We start from the raw sequence: 14,162 nt of genomic DNA on the forward strand, positions 1-14,162 counted from the left end.
AGAACCTCAGTTGACCGGGCCGGTGTTGCCGCCCTGCGGGTCGGTGTGCGTGTGCGTATCGTCGACGCGCTTGCCGTTCGCCGTGATCTGGCCAATCACGTTCAGGACGCCGTTGAAGACCGCCGCCACACCACTCACCGCGCTGCCAACCATGCCGCCGACGAACGTCAGCAGACCGGTGATCGTCACGGCGGCCGAGAAAGTCGACAGCGGCGCGACGACGTCGAAGCCGCCCGGCGCCACGATCTTCACCTTCTGCAGCGTCGGATTCAGGTCGATGTACGTCGCGCCGTCGTCGCTGCGCAACTGCGTCGAGCTGGCGCTGACGCTGGCGAGCGCGCGCGGCCGCGATCGAAAGCCGAGCAGCACGAACCCGTCCGACAGGTCGTGCATGCGCAGCTCGGCCTGCTCCTGCACGCCGCCCGACTGCCACCAGGCGTCGATGCAGCGCGACGCGAACACGACGAGGCACTCGTCGCCAGGCGCCACGGGAAACGTCAACGTACAATTTCCGCCAGCGGGGAACTGGACCGGGCAGTCGACCAGCAGCGGCAGCGCGACGCTCTGGATCGTGCCGTCGATGCCGCGCACCTGCGCCTTGATCGCCGGTTGCACGCTGCACGTCGGCGGCCGGTCGGCAGCGCTTTCGAACGACTGGATGATGCCGGGCAATGCTGTCCAGATACCCGCGCGCACGCCGTCGAACGCTTCACGCAGAGCGACCTCAGGGTCGCCTACCCTTTCACGTCTGTCCATGGGATGAAAATGAAAAAACTGCTGTTGACCGCCGCGCTGCTCGCGCCGCTCGCCGCCGTCGCTGACGACGCCTACGTCTACCCGTTCGCCGGCATGAAGGTCGGCGTGACCGTCGAGAACGAGTTCCCGACCATCCTGTACACGGCGAAGAAGTGTGACCTGCCGCTCGCGAACGCGAAGAACATGCGGCGATACGAGTCCTATCGCGGCGGGTGGGACATCGGCTGCTGGGGCGAGACGATCGACGGCGACGCCGTGATCATCGTTCCGACGATGCCGACGAAGTCGATGCCGCTCAATGTGCTCGCGCGCGCAGACGTGAAACGCAACGGCGAGAACACGACGATGACCATCAAGGCGCTGCCGACGTACGGCCGCTAGCCAAATCGCTTGATCACGTCGGCTGACGGCACCGCCGCCTTGTCCCTGAACGAATCGGGCAGCACCGTGACGTCAGCCGCCAGGCAGGTCACGCTCGTGTACCACTCTTCGCCGCGCGTATCGCCGCCGACCTCCGCGAGCATCACGTAGTAGAAGCCATCGTCCTGCAGCTTCGCCTGCATCTCGATCCGCTCGTTCTCGGCCTGCTGGCCGACGTTCAGGCTGTACTCGTACTGCTGGATGCTCGCGTTGTCGAGCCAGATCAGCCGGCCGATCTTCACGCTCGGGTTCAGCAGCATCTTCACTTCGATGCCGTTGGCGGTCTGCTGCGGCAGCCCAACCATGCCGGTCGCCGACGTGATCACCGGAATGTCGCCGGGCATGTACGCCGTCTCCGGCACCATGACGACCTTACCGTCTTGAATACTCCAGACGGTCTGCGTGGTGCGCGCGGTCCATCGCATGAAGTCTCGCGCCATGCCAAACATCACCTTCCCACGCGGCAACGGGTTCGACGGCAGTTCTGGCAAATATCCCTGCTGCACGCCATACGGATTCATCGCGGTGCATGCTACCGCTACATGATCCACGGGCGTCGACCCAGCCGCGAGGGTCGTGTTGACCACCGCGAAGTTGTACGCGGAGTCGCCGTCCGCCGCCGTGATGTCGAGGAACGTGTCTGTCTGGCTCTCGCGCCCCCGCCGTACCTGCTTGATCTGACCGTCGAAGATGATCCCGTAGTTGCCCTCGTAGCCGGCCTGCAATACGACGCGCGTGAATTCCTTTTGCGCGCGCCGCGCCGTGGTGGCCGATACGTTGTACACGCGGATACGCGCCGAGTTCGGCGTCTGCAGGTCGAGGATCACGCGATCACCCCCTGTAGATTGCGCACCATGTCTGCGTTCACCGCGCGCTGCTCGCGCTCGACCGCGCGGCCGGCCGCCGAAGGATCGCCCGCGCCGCTGACGTGGATCTGCGTCGACTGATGCAGCTCGACCTTAGCCGCGCCGCCGCGCGCCACCGACTGCGCCGTCAATGCGGCCGTCGGCTGGTACGTCGCGCGCGTATTGCGCAGCGCAGCCTCCATCTCGGCCGCCGTGATGCTCGCGCGGTTATTGCCCTTGCCGGCGTAGTAGCTGCGACCGGTGTCCGGGTCCGCGACGCTCGCCCACTCGCGCGACGCCGCGCGCAGCGCGCCGCGCAGATCGTCGCTGCGCCCTTCGACGTAGTCGGCGATCGCGCGCCGCTTGTTGCGCACGAGGTACTGATCGAAGATCCGGTCTTGCAGCTTGCGGTCGAACATCTCGTCGCCGTTCAGCTTCAGCGAGCGTGCTGCCTCGGCCAGAGTGCTACCGATGATCTGGTAGCGGCCGGCAGCGTTGAACTGCCCGGCGCGCTGCGCCGCCATGACCTGCGCGAGCGTCATGCCCTCCAGATTTTCGGTGCCAGCGCGATATCCGCCGCGCGCGCCGCGGTTGACGCTGTTGTAGTCGCCCTCACCGCGCGCGATCAGCCGGCCGAACGCCGTGTCTGCGAGACGCGACATTGCGCCGGCCACGCCGTCCTGTGCGCCAGGCGCTGCGGCCGCCGGCACGGAACCGGCGCCACGCGGCGACGCCAGCTTCGCACCACCGCCGCCGTTCTTGCGCACACTGTCGAGCTCGGCCTGCGTGTAGCCACCCGTCGCATCAAGGCCACGGCGGTCCTTCAGCGTCAGGATGTCCCACAGCGAGCGGAAGCGGCCGCCCGACAGCTTGGTGATCAGACCGTCGATCTGGTCGCGCACGCCGTCGCCGATTTTCCAACCGAGGAAAGCGGCGCCGACGGCTGCCGCGCTCGACGCAAGGGCAGCAAGCTCTACTCCCATAGCCGAAAGCAGGCCAGTTGCGCCGCTGGCCGCCGCGCCACCCGCACGCAGCGCCCCCACAATCTTCCAGATACCGCCCGCGATCTTGAATACGCCCAGCGCCTTCAGCGCCACGCCGAGCAGCAGTATCTTCGTCGACCAGCCGTCCGTGCCGCGATCCAGCTCGACAAACTTATCGGCCAGCCACGCCAGCGGCGGCCCCATCGCGGCGGCCGCTTTCACGACGGCGTTCGCAATGTCAGTGATCCTGTTCGCGATCTCGTCGCCGTGCTCGTCCATCCATCGCTGGAACCGTTCGAGCTGCGGCCCGATTTTCTGGAGCATCGCGCCCTCGACACGGATGCCGAGGTTCTCGAATGATGTGCCGAGCCCGCGCAACTGCGTCATGAAACGGTGCGAGTCGTCAGCCGCCTTGTCCAGGCCGGTTGACTTGGACATCTCGCGGTACTGCGCCAGGAGCTTCTCGAAGTCTCCATTGCGCATCGCGAGCATCAGGTTCTCGTCGATGCCCAGAATGTTGCCGTACTGGCTCGCGAGCCACGTCGGCTTGTTCGCCAACGACTTGATGCCGCCGCTCATCCCGAACGCCGAGTTCGTGAACGACGCGACTTCGTCGGCCGCCGACACGTCGCTGCGGATGAAGATGTCGCGCGACCAGGTGTATTCGACCAGCGGCTCGTTGAGCGTCTGGTCGAGGCGTTCGAGCTGGCCGACGAGGAACGCGCCCGTCGAGTCGATCGTCTGGCGATCGTAGGTGTACTGCTGGTCAATACTCGTCTTCGAGTTTGGCGACGGCGGCTGCGACCTGCTGTTCATCGACGACGACCGTCCTGTTCACGATTGGGCCGCCGTCCTCCCCGGTGTGTTCGAGGCGGCGCCGGTTCGTGAACGCGTCGCCGGCCTCCTTCGCCGCCTGTTCGAGCAGCTGCGCCATCAACGGCAAGTTGCCGCGCTGCTCGGCCAATGCGACAGCGCGATCGAGCGCGCGCAGACGCACCGCGCGGTGCGACACGCCGATTCGCGACGTGTCGCTTAGGAACTCCGCCCTCGTCCGTTCGAAGATCTCCCGGTATTTCTTGCTGAGCGCCGATCCGGCGCGCTTCGTCGGGTCGTACCGCTCGCATTGCTGCGGCGACACTTCGACACCGAACTCCTCGCGCACTGCTTTCGCGGCACGCGACGGCGTGTCGAAACAGGCGAGCGCCTGCGTGACGAACACCTTGATCGGTTCGGGAAGTGCGGCCATGACGGGGAACTTTCAGGTTGCTATGCGGCGCGCGGCGCTAGATATGGGCCCAGGTGCGCCGCGCCCGGACATCGCGGATGGTTCGGATGGACACGTCGAATTTGCGCGCCAACCCGACCTCGCTGCGATCTAGCTGCCGAATCTCACGCACGGCGCCCTCGGTCAACTTCGAGTAGCCGTTTCGCTCACCGACAGCCGAGAGGCCGCCGGTTCGGTATGCGTGAAATCGATTGCCGCTCGCGGTCACCCACTCCAGATTCGGAAGATGGTTGTTGGCGCGATCGGCGTCGATGTGATTCACCTCCGACATACCGGCCGGTCGCTCAAGGAACGCTTCGGCGACGATCCGATGGATTCGAACAGACTGGCGCTTTCCTGGGCGAGATAAATTCACCGATGGATAGCCGCAAACGAGAAAGGTCGCGAGCACCGCGCCGGCGACGCCGCTGTTCCGGCTCGTCAGCCGCTTGATACGCCCGTGATCGCTGACCGCATAGTTAGGCCACTCGGCGATCACTCGCCACTGCTCTTCGTTCATGCTGACCTCAACAGGCATGTTCCGCACGCGCGCGCGATCGAGACAGGGGAAACCGTCGGCCCCGCGTTGGCGGCCCTGACCATCTTTGCAATGGCGCCGTCGCGATCACCAACGCCGTACCGCTCCACAATCCCGACGAATTCTTCAACGTCATGTGCACGGATGCCCAGCTTGGGAAACCCATCCTTCGTGAATGCGGGGGTGCCGAACGCATCCGTCCTCTGCGCGATGTGCATCAACTCGTGCTCGACGAGCGCGCACCACTGCAGATCGTTGCACTCGCGCGCATAGTGCGCGTCGAGCGTGATCAGGAACGCCGGCACGCGGCCAAACCATTCGCAGAGCTGCTGCTCCTGCCGTGCGCGCTGCCAGCCGCCGGCGCGGATCATCACTTCTTCGCACTGGCCGACGACGCGGCGCATCTGGCGTACGTTCTCGACGGCCGCCCAGAGGTAGGCGACGTCGGCATCGACCAGATGCGCGTGGTCAGGGTTGTGCAGCGGCGCACCTTCGCGCAGGAAAGTGTGATGAACCCAGTCGTTGACACCGTCTGCCGGCGCTAGGTATCGAAACCAGTTCGAGCCGTCGAAGAGGATGTCGGGCGGCGCCGGCCGCGAAGCGGACGCTACAGTTGCGACGCCAGTTCGATTGGGTCGAGGCATGTTTTCGCGAGCTCGGGAGAGGTGAGCAGCCGGCGTAGAATCATCGAGCCGGAATCCACCGGTTCACACCACTACGAGGGAATAAAATGACGCCTTATAACGACCACGACGCACGAGAAATCGCAGTTCGACTCGTCTCTACCGCACTTCAGAGCTGCGCAATCAAACCGGACGCACTCCGCACTACTACGTCGCAACAAGAAGCCGGACGATTAGACGCTGAGTACCTTGCATCCATGATTGCGACTCTTGCCGATAAGCTGCAAGGTAAGTAACACAAGCCCGCTGGCGTTAGCTCAGCGGTCCACCACTGCACGGGGCCCCATGAACGAACTTGAATTCAAACTAATGCGTCGAACGGCGCTGGCGCGCCGCAAGGACGCTCAAACGCTTCGCGACGCAGATCCGTTAGGCGACAGGTCGGATACCGAGTACATGCTCGACCTGCTGGCGCTCGAGCTGCTGATCAAGTGCGCGCTGCATGCAAATCACAAATCGTTTAGCGTAAGGAAAGGGCATCACTACGACGACCTTTTCAAGCTGCTCCCAGATCAGTTGCAGTCGGAGATTCTCAAAAAGGCGATCGAGATAGCCGGGCCCTCGCAACTCACAGTGGACCCTGCCGCACTTCTCAATAAGTTGGGGCAGCAGTTCATCGAACTTCGGTACCCGCACGAAAGCTATCGCGATCTGTCGACTGAAGCGGAATACGTAGATCTCGGCGAGGCATGGGAGAAGGACGGCGCAGATCCAAAAACGGCAAGAGTGTGGTATCACCCGGAAGAGCTTCGAGCGCTCCTGATTGCCCTCGAACAAGTCACTGCGCAATACGATGCATAGGTGCGAAAAAGCCCGCTGGCTTGTCGGCTCAGCGGGCTCAACGTGTCTGGTGCCAGCAGGGCGGCGGAAACCCGTCTGCACTTTTCGGCGCGCTGGCTGATCACCTCGCTGCGTCTTTCCCGCCGGCGCAGCTAAGGCCGGGGAAAGTATAGCGCATGCACGAACGAAAAAGCCCGCTTTCGCGGGCTTCCTTGCTTCGGACGCACGTATGACGTGTATCGAATATGGCGGATTATTGTGTGCCAAACACACATTGTCAAGCGGTTGTTCGCTCCTGCAGCAAACCGAGCTCGCTGAACCGTCGCTCGATCACCGACCATGCGAGCCCCTCGACACCCGCTTCACCGGCCTTCTTGTCGCCCTCGATCCACTTCCGCACCGCCGCGTTCTGTTTGCTGACGGTGTTCACGTGCGCTTCGCAGTCTTGCGCAATGTCGACCAGGTCGCACTTCACGCCGAACAGCCGTTCGATGATCGCCCGGCGAACGCGGTAGTGCGAGAAGCCTGAGCAGTAGGCGGCGGACGCCCGGATCAACCAGCCGATCGCAGCCTGCCACTCGAGATTCGGCGTCCGGCCGCTGCAGCACGCCGCCCCGCATGAGCACGGCAGGTCATGCGGCGCCGCGCGCGCGACGATCACGGACAGGTGCAGTTCGGGCAGCTCCCAGAGGTGCCGGCGAATCTCCCCGGCCTGCCCCGCGCCATCGAGCCCGACCAGACCCATGCCAGTACCGATCGACTCGCCGCGCAGCCGCTTCGCCAGCATCGTCTCGCCATACTGCTGCGACGAGTAGCACATCGCGAACCGCACGGCGTCGAACGCCGATTTGAATTCGACAACGTCGCTCATCGCACACCCCGCGTCGTCATCGCCAGCGCCTGGCGGGTGTTGATCTCGGCCAGGTAGCCAGACAGGTTGCTGGTGAAGTCCGGCCGGATGCGCGTATCGACATGCGCGCCGGGCGAGCGACTCGTCCCCGCGAGAGAGTACATCCGCCCGCGGCTCTCGGAATGGCTGTCGAGCCGCGCGAGCGCGACGTCGAGCGCGAGCACCTGGCGCACCGACGAAACGGGATGCTTCAAGCGGCGTGCGAGGTCGTGCGCGGAATAGCGGACGCCGGGCTTCATGGCCGCGATGATCGCGTTGATGGTGAGTTTTCCTTTTGCTTTCAAGGCCCCGCTCCTTATGCTGACTTCAGATTCAATTCGATCGCCTCGATGCGCACGCCCGGCGTGCGCGCGTAGCGCTTCGATACCCAGAGGTCCACGACCTGGCCGTCGTCGACGTACACCACCCCGTTCATCCCGTCCTTCAACGCCTTGACAACGTTGTCCGCGTCCGGCTTTTTCGTCGCTCCGATGGCGCCGGCGGCCGCCTCGTTCTGTCTCTTCGCCGACCAGCTCGTCGGGATCGGCAGGCCGATGTGGACGATCAGCCGAATCGGGCCGCCGTACGGCGCGGCGCTGCGCATCGCCGCGCGGGCCGCCAGCTTCACGAGGTTCTCGTACCGCTCGGTCTTCTCGGGCGTGTAGGTCGTGACGTGCGCGCCGCGGCGCGCGAATTTCGGGCGGCCCTTCGCGACTGGCGTACCGGGAACGATGAACTCGACGCGCTGCACGACTGGCGATGCCGTGATGAGGGATAGCTGCGTCATCTCGGCTCCCTCCCGTAGTGCTCCGCCGGTTCGTAGTACGCCGACTTCCAACGCGCGTACGCCTCTTGCGGTGTGCTGCCCAATCCGGTTGCACCGTTCGAGCGACAAACCCACTCGAAACCGATGTGTGAGCGAAAGATCGCGCGAAAAATGCGGGGCCTCGTCATGCCGTCACCTCGTCTTCCACGTCGTCGGTCACGGGAAGACCCGATACAGGACGGAGCCATGCATCGGGAATCGCGCCTTCGGTTTTCAACGTCGGCACGCGATTCACGAACACGGTCATCGGCGAGTCCGACGTGACAGTCCAGCAAAAGTAGCCCTTGTGCTCGCCGAATGCCTCGGCGACTTTGACGATGCGCCCAACGTTTTCGGGAGCCTTCGGCGCGCGAATGATGATCGCCAGATCGCCCAATTTGCAGTTCATCGCGCACCCCGCCAGTCGTCTTTCGACGGTCGCGGGACGAGTGCCCAGTTTCGCACCGCCAGGTCGAGCACGTCGCGAAACGTGGCATCGCGCCAATCCTCGATCCATGGCCAGGTATCCGGGTGGCTGCGGGTAGGTTGGCGTCGCCATTCCGACACCTCCAGAATCACCTTCCCGGACCAGCCGAGCCGATAGCGAGTGTTCCCCGTCAGCATTGCGAGCCCTCCAGAAACGAGCCGGCGGAAACCGGCCCAGTGTTGCGAAAACGTCGGTCGAGCGCATCCCACCATGGGCCATCACCCGCGGCGTTGTAGACGCGCATGCGGAAATCGAAATCAGGCTCGCCAGGCTCTTGAACGACATCGAGCTCGGCGCCCTTCGCAACGATTCCCGACCACGACTCATTCCATGGACCGCCCGGTATGGGTGTCCCCGGCGATGTGCGCGCGGCCCGCGCGGCGAGCGTGTCCCCGATGATCAGGTCGAGGAATCCGAGGTTGAGCGGCTGGTCGGACCGTTCGCGCTCACGGCGCTTGCGGCCCGTGGCGATGGCCGCGCGCAGGTCGTCAGCCGTCACGCCGCGCGCGGGCCAGCTGAGCAGCCGCGTGTCATCGACGGCGAAGCCAGCGCCGCTCGATCGCAAAATCTCGACAAAGGCGGCGGCGTTCGGCGCATCGTCCGCTACTGCCTGTGCTGTGCCGCCGCCGCTTGCTGTGTTTACATCTTGGTTATTGGTTCTTGGTTCTTGGTTAGTTTTAGAACCGGTTACGTCTGGGGGCCCGCTGGCATCCGAATCGGAACCGGATGGAAACCCAGTGGGTTTTTCTTGGGTTCCTGTCGGGTTCTGTTTGCTTCCCGATCCGGTTCCTTTCGGCTTCTTTGGTCTGCCACCCTTCTTCCCGTTTTCCTGGGCAGTTTCGGCGCGCGCGCGGTACGCCGCGATCTCAATTTCGCAGCGATCGTGGACGTAGCCGTCGTCCGTCTTCGTGAACTTGAACCGGAGCAGGTTCGCGACGGCGTGGCGCTCGTCGTCTGCGCTCACGCCCACGGCATAGCACACCGCGTCGAGGTCGAGCGCCAGCGGCTTTTCGGTGTCGTAGTAGACGTCGATGAGGTCGCGATAGATCCAGCGCTCGACACGGGTCATGTTGACCGTGCCGGACCGGAAGTCGCCGATATGGTGGGGATAGTAATTCATCAGGATCCCGGAGCTACGGTGAGAGGATTCGGGAGGTTCATGCCAGCCCGCTCCGCGACATCTGTATGTCGGCCAGTACGACCTTTCCTATCAGAGCGGCCACGAACGAATCGCGATCGACCGCAATGTTGTAAGCTTCAAACAATGCTTCGGCCTTCCGGCAACGCACCGAATGCAAGATCGAGTCAATTTGCGCGTCATAACGAACGACTTCAGAGACGTAATCCATGCCTACCCTCGTTCACGACTGCCCGCATTGCGGCGCAAGCAATTCCGCTTTCAATATTGCGTACTCCAACCAGCACCCATCGAAGCAACATCAGTGGAATGCGCTTGGTATCTGCCCCTCCTGCGGGGAGGGAATCTATGTGCTGTCTCATGCGATAGTTCCCAATTTGGGTCAACTCGCGGGAAATCTGGCGACAATGGGAAACGTCTCGATACTCAAGGTCTTGCCCAGACCCGAGAAAGTTGAGTCTCCGGACCACATTCCGCCAGCCGCAAATCGTGCGTTTCAAGAAGGGGTCGCGTGTCTTGCGATCGGCAAAGCGACCGCTGCCGCAGCGATGTTCCGCCGCTGTCTCGAAATCGCTCTGAAGGCACATAGCCCGGACATCGAAGCGTGGAAGCTGGAAAAGCGCATCGACAAGCTTTTTAACGAAGGTCGAATAACCAAAGATCTGCAGGAGTGGGCACATCGAGTTCGCCTTGATGGCAACGACGCCCTCCACGAAGCAGAGGAATTCACGAAGGAAAGTTCCATCGAGCTTATGGAGTTCACACGGATGGTGCTCGTCTACCTGTACACGCTTCCTGAGAAAATCCGGCTGCGAATTGAACAACCCGGTGAATAGCTGGGCAGCGGAGCCCTGCCCCATCGAATTACCGACTCGTGAGTCCCCAATATGGAAGCGATCGAGAAAAGTCATGTCGCGGTGCCTCGCGCAATCGCTGGCAACTCGACGCGCGCGAGCTCAAGCGCTCGGGACACGCTCTCGATCGTGCGCGACAGTCGCGTGATCTCTCGCGATTCCGACAGTCGCTGCGCGGCCTCGCGCGCGGCCATGATGATCTCGTGCACCGACGCAGCTGGCGCGAGGCCGAGAGCTTCGGCCAACTCGCCGCGCGCTTCGTCCAGCCGGGCAGCGTCGCGCTCGGCACGCTCGCGCGCATGCTGCATGTGCTCGCGATACTCGCGCTCTCCATCGGCGGCAGCTTGTTCCAACTGGCTCGTCGCGCGCGCGTACCGCAGCCGCGCGAGATCTCGGTCGCGGATCAACTGCGCGACGTCGGCACCGACGCGCCGCTCAACCTCGAGCGTCACGGCATACTCCGCGCGCCGCTGCGCGGAAACCCGCTCGCGCTCACGCTCCATGCCGTCGATCAGCAGCTTGATCCATACGTCGCGCGGCAGGCTATCGATCGGCCGCAGTGTCGGCGCCTTCAGCGTGCGCCAACCGTCATCACCGCGCGCGAGCAGCCCGCAGCCTTCGGGGATATCGGCCTTGCCGATTAGGCCGGCCGGCACCGCGAACGTCACGCCGGACGCATAACGCAGGTAGCTCTGCCACTTCCCAGCCACAACGTCGCGGCGGAAGTCGGCAACCGACACCTTGACCTCGTACGCAAGCGGTGTGAAGCGCGAAAAGCTGAACGGCACGGCGTAAACGTCGGGGCGCGGCGAACCCGCCGGACCGAGCTGCATGTTCGTCCAGACGATGCGCTGCGTGCGCTCGCGCACGTACGCGGCCAGGTCTTCCTGCAGGGCGTCGTGCGTCCAGATCATGCGACCTCCCAGCGCGTGTTAGCTTCCGCCACCAGTGCGCTAAGATTGTTGAGCCGCTGATCCGCGCGGCCGACCACATGACGAGGGACCAGATGGATATCGCGACAATCAGCTCCGCTATTGCCGGCGTCAGAAACGCCTACGAACTCACGAAAACAGCCATCGCTGCACGTGATGACGCAAAACTTGCAGAGGCGCGAATCGAGCTCACGGACCGCATCGTGGACGTTCAAAGCGCGGCCGTGACATTGCAGGAAAAACTGACGAACGCTCGCTCGGAAATCGACGGCTTGAAGGACCAGCTTCGGTCGGCCAACGAGAAGATTGCCGAGCTTGAGCGCAAACGTGCCGTTCGAGAGCAGTACGTTTTGGAAGAGCTGGCGGAAGGAGTATTCGCTTTGGCCAGCGTCGACCGCGACACGTCCAATCATCCGCCGCACTATGTGTGCCAACCCTGCATGGACAACAACTCCGTCACGGCGATCCTGCAGCAGACCGGAAAATACGGAACGATCAAACTGAAATGCCCCGTCTGCTCTACGGAATATCGAACTGGAAAACACGTCCCTCATCCACAGCTCAATACCGGCGGTAGGAACGGCTACAACTGGTGAGCCCGCAGTGTGCATTCCAGGCATCGCAAGCACGTCGGCAATTCCGATATCCGTGCGCTTCATGCCAGCTCCTGCACGTATTCCGCCGGCGTCATGCCGCCGAACCCCTCCCAGTCGTAGAAGCTGAGCTGGTAGTCGTTCGCCGCGGCCCAGCCGCAACCCCACTGGCGCGCGAAGCGCGCGAGCGCTCCGCAGGTGAACGGGTTTTCGTGGAAAGGAATGCCTGCGCGTGCATCACGCCAGCCAGCGCGGAACGCCGCGCGCTCGAACGGTGGGGTCAGCACGAGCCGCCCTCCTTCGTGTTTTCAACCGGCGCCGCCTCGGGCCGCACGCGCTCGAGCATCCAGAGCTGGTCCGGACGGAACGCGAGGTAGTCCTGCGGCGGATCGCGGAAGATGAAAAGGTGCTTCTCCTCGACGAGGCCGAGGTAGGTCATGGGACGTCCGAGCTTGCGGACGAAGTCCTTGCCGATGTCACGGCGACTGATCGTCACCGTCATGCCACCGCCTGCCGCTGGCCGAACGCCTGCTGGACGTACTCACCGATCGCCTCGTTGCTGAGACGGCGATATTCCTCGATCGCCTTGCGCTCCTGGATGGCGAGCCACTGCCGCGGGTAGTCGCACCCGGCGAACATGCAGAACAGGTGCAGCTTCGTCGCCGGGAACGGCCGGCGGCCGGCGATCAGGTCGCCGAAGTGCGGATAGTGGATGTCGCAGTTGCGCGCCAGTGTCTTGCGATCGAAGCGCCGCAGCCCGAGCTCGAGCGCGCGTTCGAGGCACGCCTCAAACGTCATTGCCTCGATCTCCGCATCGGGCAGCGTCGCGGCCTGTACCCACGGCGCGAACATCCTGAATTCGGTCTGGTTCATACGAAAAATCAATCGTTACCCAGTTGATTACCCACTTGCTTACCCAGTTGGCGCCGGGGCGAAATAAAGGCCAGGACGACACCTGGCCAACTGCGAAAGATGCGAACCACCGCTATGCGAGAATTGAAGCTCTCTACTTCCTCGACCCACTCACAACGGGGTTCGCATGACCGACAAAAACCAATCACTCGAGCAACACATCGCGACACTCGGTGCCCACTGCATGAGCCTGTCCTTGCAGTGCGGCGTGATCACTGCGTTCTGCAAAGCACTCGTTCACACGATGGGTCCAGAGGATCTGAAATTCGTCGATACAGAATTTCGGAAAGCTCTAGAAGGCTTGCTTTCGCTAGGCGACGACGCCCCAAAGTTCGCTGCCCATCACCCCGCCGTGCTGGCGCAGGCGAACGCACTGCTGTCAGAGCTCGAGCGCCGCATCCAAGCTCGAACGGGAGCCGGCGACGCGGCATCTTGATCGAGAGCTTCCTCACGCCCCCTCCTTCGCAAGTTCAGGCCAGATCAGATGCCAATCGGTGGGGCGAAAGTCCCTGTACGGGATGCCGACGGCGTTCCCGACGAGGACGCAGTTCTCGGGTCTCATTGCATTGGGGGAATGCAGCCACTTGTGGATGTGCGGCTGCTTTTTGCCGATCAGGCGGGCAAGTGCGGACTGCGACCCAGCTTTTTGGATCGCTGCATGCAGAGCCGGCACGGAGCAATTGGTCGGTTTCATGCGGCAATACTATAACCAAAGTTATTCATCCGCAAGAACTTTGGTTATTTGCCGGCTTACAACCAAGGTTATAGGATGCCCGCTATGGAAAATCCTGAATTCGGGCGCCGGGCAAAGGAGCGTCGTGAGGCACTGGGCCTATCCCAGAAGCACGTCGCCGAACTTGTCGGCGTGTCGCAGCCGGCGATCGCCAAGGTTGAAAGAGGCGGTAGCACCACGACCACAAACGGGTTCGCACTCGCGCGAGCTCTGCTAACGACGTTGGAGTGGCTCGAATTCGGCGACGAGGTAGGTCCCCAGATCCCAGCTGGGTACGATCAACTCGACGACCTCGGCCGCGCCAAGGTTGAGGCGTATATCAGTGGCCTGCTAGCCCAAACACTTCCAACCCCTCGTTCTGCTCCGGACGAAGACAGGCCGCGCGGCGACTGAAGCGGCTGGCGCTCTCCGGCAGCGGCTCGAGCGACGCATCCCAAAACGAAAATTCACGCGTCACGACGGGTCGCCTAGCTTGTTCGGTGATTCCGAATGCTGGCGCTTCAAGAAGCACGTCCCATCGACAGTCAGATCGCATACGCTGAATCGTCAC

The 14,162-nt window shown here is 63.2% G+C and carries 24 protein-coding genes; 7 read left to right on the top strand and 17 right to left on the bottom strand.

What is annotated here, in order from left to right:
* Positions 1 to 6: 6 nt before the first annotated feature.
* Positions 7 to 615, bottom strand: coding sequence for a Gp138 family membrane-puncturing spike protein (locus ACNQQL_RS03675; RefSeq protein WP_347063237.1), 609 nt, complete (start codon positions 613 to 615; stop codon positions 7 to 9).
* Between ACNQQL_RS03675 and ACNQQL_RS03680 the strand changes: the two genes are divergently transcribed.
* The gene (locus ACNQQL_RS03680; RefSeq protein ID WP_347063238.1) at positions 610 to 1,137 is read left to right on the top strand and encodes a hypothetical protein; all 528 of its coding nucleotides are present in this window, start codon (positions 610 to 612) and stop codon (positions 1,135 to 1,137) included. The genes ACNQQL_RS03675 and ACNQQL_RS03680 overlap by 6 nt on opposite strands.
* On the opposite strand, the gene ACNQQL_RS03685 is transcribed toward ACNQQL_RS03680, so the two are convergent.
* A complete protein-coding gene (locus ACNQQL_RS03685; protein ID WP_347063239.1) occupies positions 1,134 to 2,003 on the bottom strand; it encodes a phage protein in 870 nt (289 codons plus the stop codon). The two genes, ACNQQL_RS03680 and ACNQQL_RS03685, sit on opposite strands and share 4 nt — an antisense overlap.
* A complete protein-coding gene (locus ACNQQL_RS03690) occupies positions 2,000 to 3,583 on the bottom strand; it encodes a mannosyl-glycoprotein endo-beta-N-acetylglucosamidase (RefSeq protein WP_347063343.1) in 1,584 nt (527 codons plus the stop codon). Before ACNQQL_RS03690 ends, ACNQQL_RS03685 begins: the two co-directional genes overlap by 4 nt.
* Before the next feature lie 16 nt (positions 3,584 to 3,599).
* Between ACNQQL_RS03690 and ACNQQL_RS03695 the strand changes: the two genes are divergently transcribed.
* Positions 3,600 to 3,758 carry a hypothetical protein gene (locus ACNQQL_RS03695; RefSeq protein ID WP_416392515.1) on the top strand — a complete coding sequence of 53 codons (159 nt, stop codon included), beginning with the start codon at positions 3,600 to 3,602 and terminating at the stop codon, positions 3,756 to 3,758.
* A 12-nt stretch (positions 3,759 to 3,770) separates the two neighbouring features.
* Here ACNQQL_RS03695 and ACNQQL_RS03700 read toward each other — a convergent pair whose 3' ends face one another.
* From ACNQQL_RS03700 to ACNQQL_RS03710, 3 genes are read right to left on the bottom strand one after another with little or no spacing between them, the layout of a single operon-like run.
* A complete protein-coding gene (locus ACNQQL_RS03700; RefSeq protein ID WP_046545583.1) occupies positions 3,771 to 4,250 on the bottom strand; it encodes a DUF2280 domain-containing protein in 480 nt (159 codons plus the stop codon).
* Positions 4,251 to 4,287: 37 nt separating this feature from the next.
* The gene (locus ACNQQL_RS03705) at positions 4,288 to 4,788 is read right to left on the bottom strand and encodes an HNH endonuclease (RefSeq protein ID WP_347063240.1); all 501 of its coding nucleotides are present in this window, start codon (positions 4,786 to 4,788) and stop codon (positions 4,288 to 4,290) included.
* Positions 4,785 to 5,450: a putative metallopeptidase gene (locus tag ACNQQL_RS03710; protein ID WP_347063241.1), complete on the bottom strand. Its 666-nt coding sequence runs from the start codon at positions 5,448 to 5,450 to the stop codon at positions 4,785 to 4,787. The genes ACNQQL_RS03705 and ACNQQL_RS03710 overlap by 4 nt, the downstream gene beginning before the upstream one ends.
* 324 nt (positions 5,451 to 5,774) lie before the next feature.
* On the opposite strand from ACNQQL_RS03710, the gene ACNQQL_RS03715 reads away from it, so the two are divergent.
* Positions 5,775 to 6,290: a hypothetical protein gene (locus tag ACNQQL_RS03715; protein ID WP_347063242.1), complete on the top strand. Its 516-nt coding sequence runs from the start codon at positions 5,775 to 5,777 to the stop codon at positions 6,288 to 6,290.
* A gap of 256 nt (positions 6,291 to 6,546) precedes the next feature.
* On the opposite strand, the gene ACNQQL_RS03720 is transcribed toward ACNQQL_RS03715, so the two are convergent.
* From ACNQQL_RS03720 to ACNQQL_RS03745, 6 genes are all read right to left on the bottom strand, one after another.
* Entirely contained in the window at positions 6,547 to 7,140 is a 594-nt protein-coding gene (locus ACNQQL_RS03720) for a DNA-binding protein (RefSeq protein ID WP_347063243.1), read from the bottom strand.
* Positions 7,137 to 7,463 carry a hypothetical protein gene (locus tag ACNQQL_RS03725; RefSeq protein WP_347063244.1) on the bottom strand — a complete coding sequence of 109 codons (327 nt, stop codon included), beginning with the start codon at positions 7,461 to 7,463 and terminating at the stop codon, positions 7,137 to 7,139. The genes ACNQQL_RS03720 and ACNQQL_RS03725 overlap by 4 nt, the downstream gene beginning before the upstream one ends.
* An 11-nt stretch (positions 7,464 to 7,474) precedes the next feature.
* Positions 7,475 to 7,945: a RusA family crossover junction endodeoxyribonuclease gene (locus ACNQQL_RS03730; RefSeq protein WP_347063344.1), complete on the bottom strand. Its 471-nt coding sequence runs from the start codon at positions 7,943 to 7,945 to the stop codon at positions 7,475 to 7,477.
* Between the two features lie 163 nt (positions 7,946 to 8,108).
* A complete protein-coding gene (locus ACNQQL_RS03735; RefSeq protein WP_347063245.1) occupies positions 8,109 to 8,522 on the bottom strand; it encodes a hypothetical protein in 414 nt (137 codons plus the stop codon).
* Positions 8,523 to 8,580: 58 nt separating this feature from the next.
* Positions 8,581 to 9,570 carry a YdaU family protein gene (locus ACNQQL_RS03740; RefSeq protein ID WP_347063246.1) on the bottom strand — a complete coding sequence of 330 codons (990 nt, stop codon included), beginning with the start codon at positions 9,568 to 9,570 and terminating at the stop codon, positions 8,581 to 8,583.
* 37 nt (positions 9,571 to 9,607) lie between these two features.
* The gene (locus ACNQQL_RS03745) at positions 9,608 to 9,799 is read right to left on the bottom strand and encodes a hypothetical protein (RefSeq protein ID WP_347063247.1); all 192 of its coding nucleotides are present in this window, start codon (positions 9,797 to 9,799) and stop codon (positions 9,608 to 9,610) included.
* Between ACNQQL_RS03745 and ACNQQL_RS03750 the strand changes: the two genes are divergently transcribed.
* A complete protein-coding gene (locus tag ACNQQL_RS03750; protein WP_347063248.1) occupies positions 9,798 to 10,424 on the top strand; it encodes a DUF4145 domain-containing protein in 627 nt (208 codons plus the stop codon). The two genes, ACNQQL_RS03745 and ACNQQL_RS03750, sit on opposite strands and share 2 nt — an antisense overlap.
* 71 nt (positions 10,425 to 10,495) lie before the next feature.
* On the opposite strand, the gene ACNQQL_RS03755 is transcribed toward ACNQQL_RS03750, so the two are convergent.
* Positions 10,496 to 11,356 carry a hypothetical protein gene (locus ACNQQL_RS03755; protein WP_347063249.1) on the bottom strand — a complete coding sequence of 287 codons (861 nt, stop codon included), beginning with the start codon at positions 11,354 to 11,356 and terminating at the stop codon, positions 10,496 to 10,498.
* Between the two features lie 92 nt (positions 11,357 to 11,448).
* Between ACNQQL_RS03755 and ACNQQL_RS03760 the strand changes: the two genes are divergently transcribed.
* A complete protein-coding gene (locus tag ACNQQL_RS03760) occupies positions 11,449 to 11,970 on the top strand; it encodes a hypothetical protein (RefSeq protein WP_347063250.1) in 522 nt (173 codons plus the stop codon).
* 59 nt (positions 11,971 to 12,029) lie between these two features.
* Here ACNQQL_RS03760 and ACNQQL_RS03765 read toward each other — a convergent pair whose 3' ends face one another.
* From ACNQQL_RS03765 to ACNQQL_RS03775, 3 genes are read right to left on the bottom strand one after another with little or no spacing between them, the layout of a single operon-like run.
* A complete protein-coding gene (locus ACNQQL_RS03765) occupies positions 12,030 to 12,254 on the bottom strand; it encodes a hypothetical protein (RefSeq protein ID WP_347063251.1) in 225 nt (74 codons plus the stop codon).
* Positions 12,248 to 12,469 carry a hypothetical protein gene (locus ACNQQL_RS03770; RefSeq protein WP_347063252.1) on the bottom strand — a complete coding sequence of 74 codons (222 nt, stop codon included), beginning with the start codon at positions 12,467 to 12,469 and terminating at the stop codon, positions 12,248 to 12,250. The genes ACNQQL_RS03765 and ACNQQL_RS03770 overlap by 7 nt, the downstream gene beginning before the upstream one ends.
* Complete coding sequence (locus tag ACNQQL_RS03775) at positions 12,466 to 12,840, bottom strand: hypothetical protein (RefSeq protein WP_347063253.1); 375 nt, start codon at positions 12,838 to 12,840, stop codon at positions 12,466 to 12,468. Before ACNQQL_RS03775 ends, ACNQQL_RS03770 begins: the two co-directional genes overlap by 4 nt.
* A 166-nt stretch (positions 12,841 to 13,006) precedes the next feature.
* Between ACNQQL_RS03775 and ACNQQL_RS03780 the strand changes: the two genes are divergently transcribed.
* On the top strand, positions 13,007 to 13,315 hold the full coding sequence (locus ACNQQL_RS03780; RefSeq protein ID WP_347063254.1) for a hypothetical protein: 309 nt from the start codon (positions 13,007 to 13,009) through the stop codon (positions 13,313 to 13,315).
* A gap of 12 nt (positions 13,316 to 13,327) precedes the next feature.
* Here ACNQQL_RS03780 and ACNQQL_RS03785 read toward each other — a convergent pair whose 3' ends face one another.
* Positions 13,328 to 13,573 (bottom strand): transcriptional regulator, encoded by a 246-nt coding sequence (locus ACNQQL_RS03785; protein WP_347063255.1) that lies wholly within the window; start codon positions 13,571 to 13,573, stop codon positions 13,328 to 13,330.
* Positions 13,574 to 13,657: 84 nt separating this feature from the next.
* On the opposite strand from ACNQQL_RS03785, the gene ACNQQL_RS03790 reads away from it, so the two are divergent.
* Positions 13,658 to 14,005, top strand: a complete 348-nt coding sequence (locus tag ACNQQL_RS03790) for a helix-turn-helix transcriptional regulator (RefSeq protein WP_347063256.1) — start codon at positions 13,658 to 13,660, stop codon at positions 14,003 to 14,005.
* Positions 14,006 to 14,162: the final 157 nt, after the last annotated feature.

Source organism: Burkholderia sp. LFS061, assembly GCF_047978125.1.
Classification (GTDB): Bacteria; Pseudomonadota; Gammaproteobacteria; order Burkholderiales; family Burkholderiaceae; genus Burkholderia; species Burkholderia pyrrocinia_C.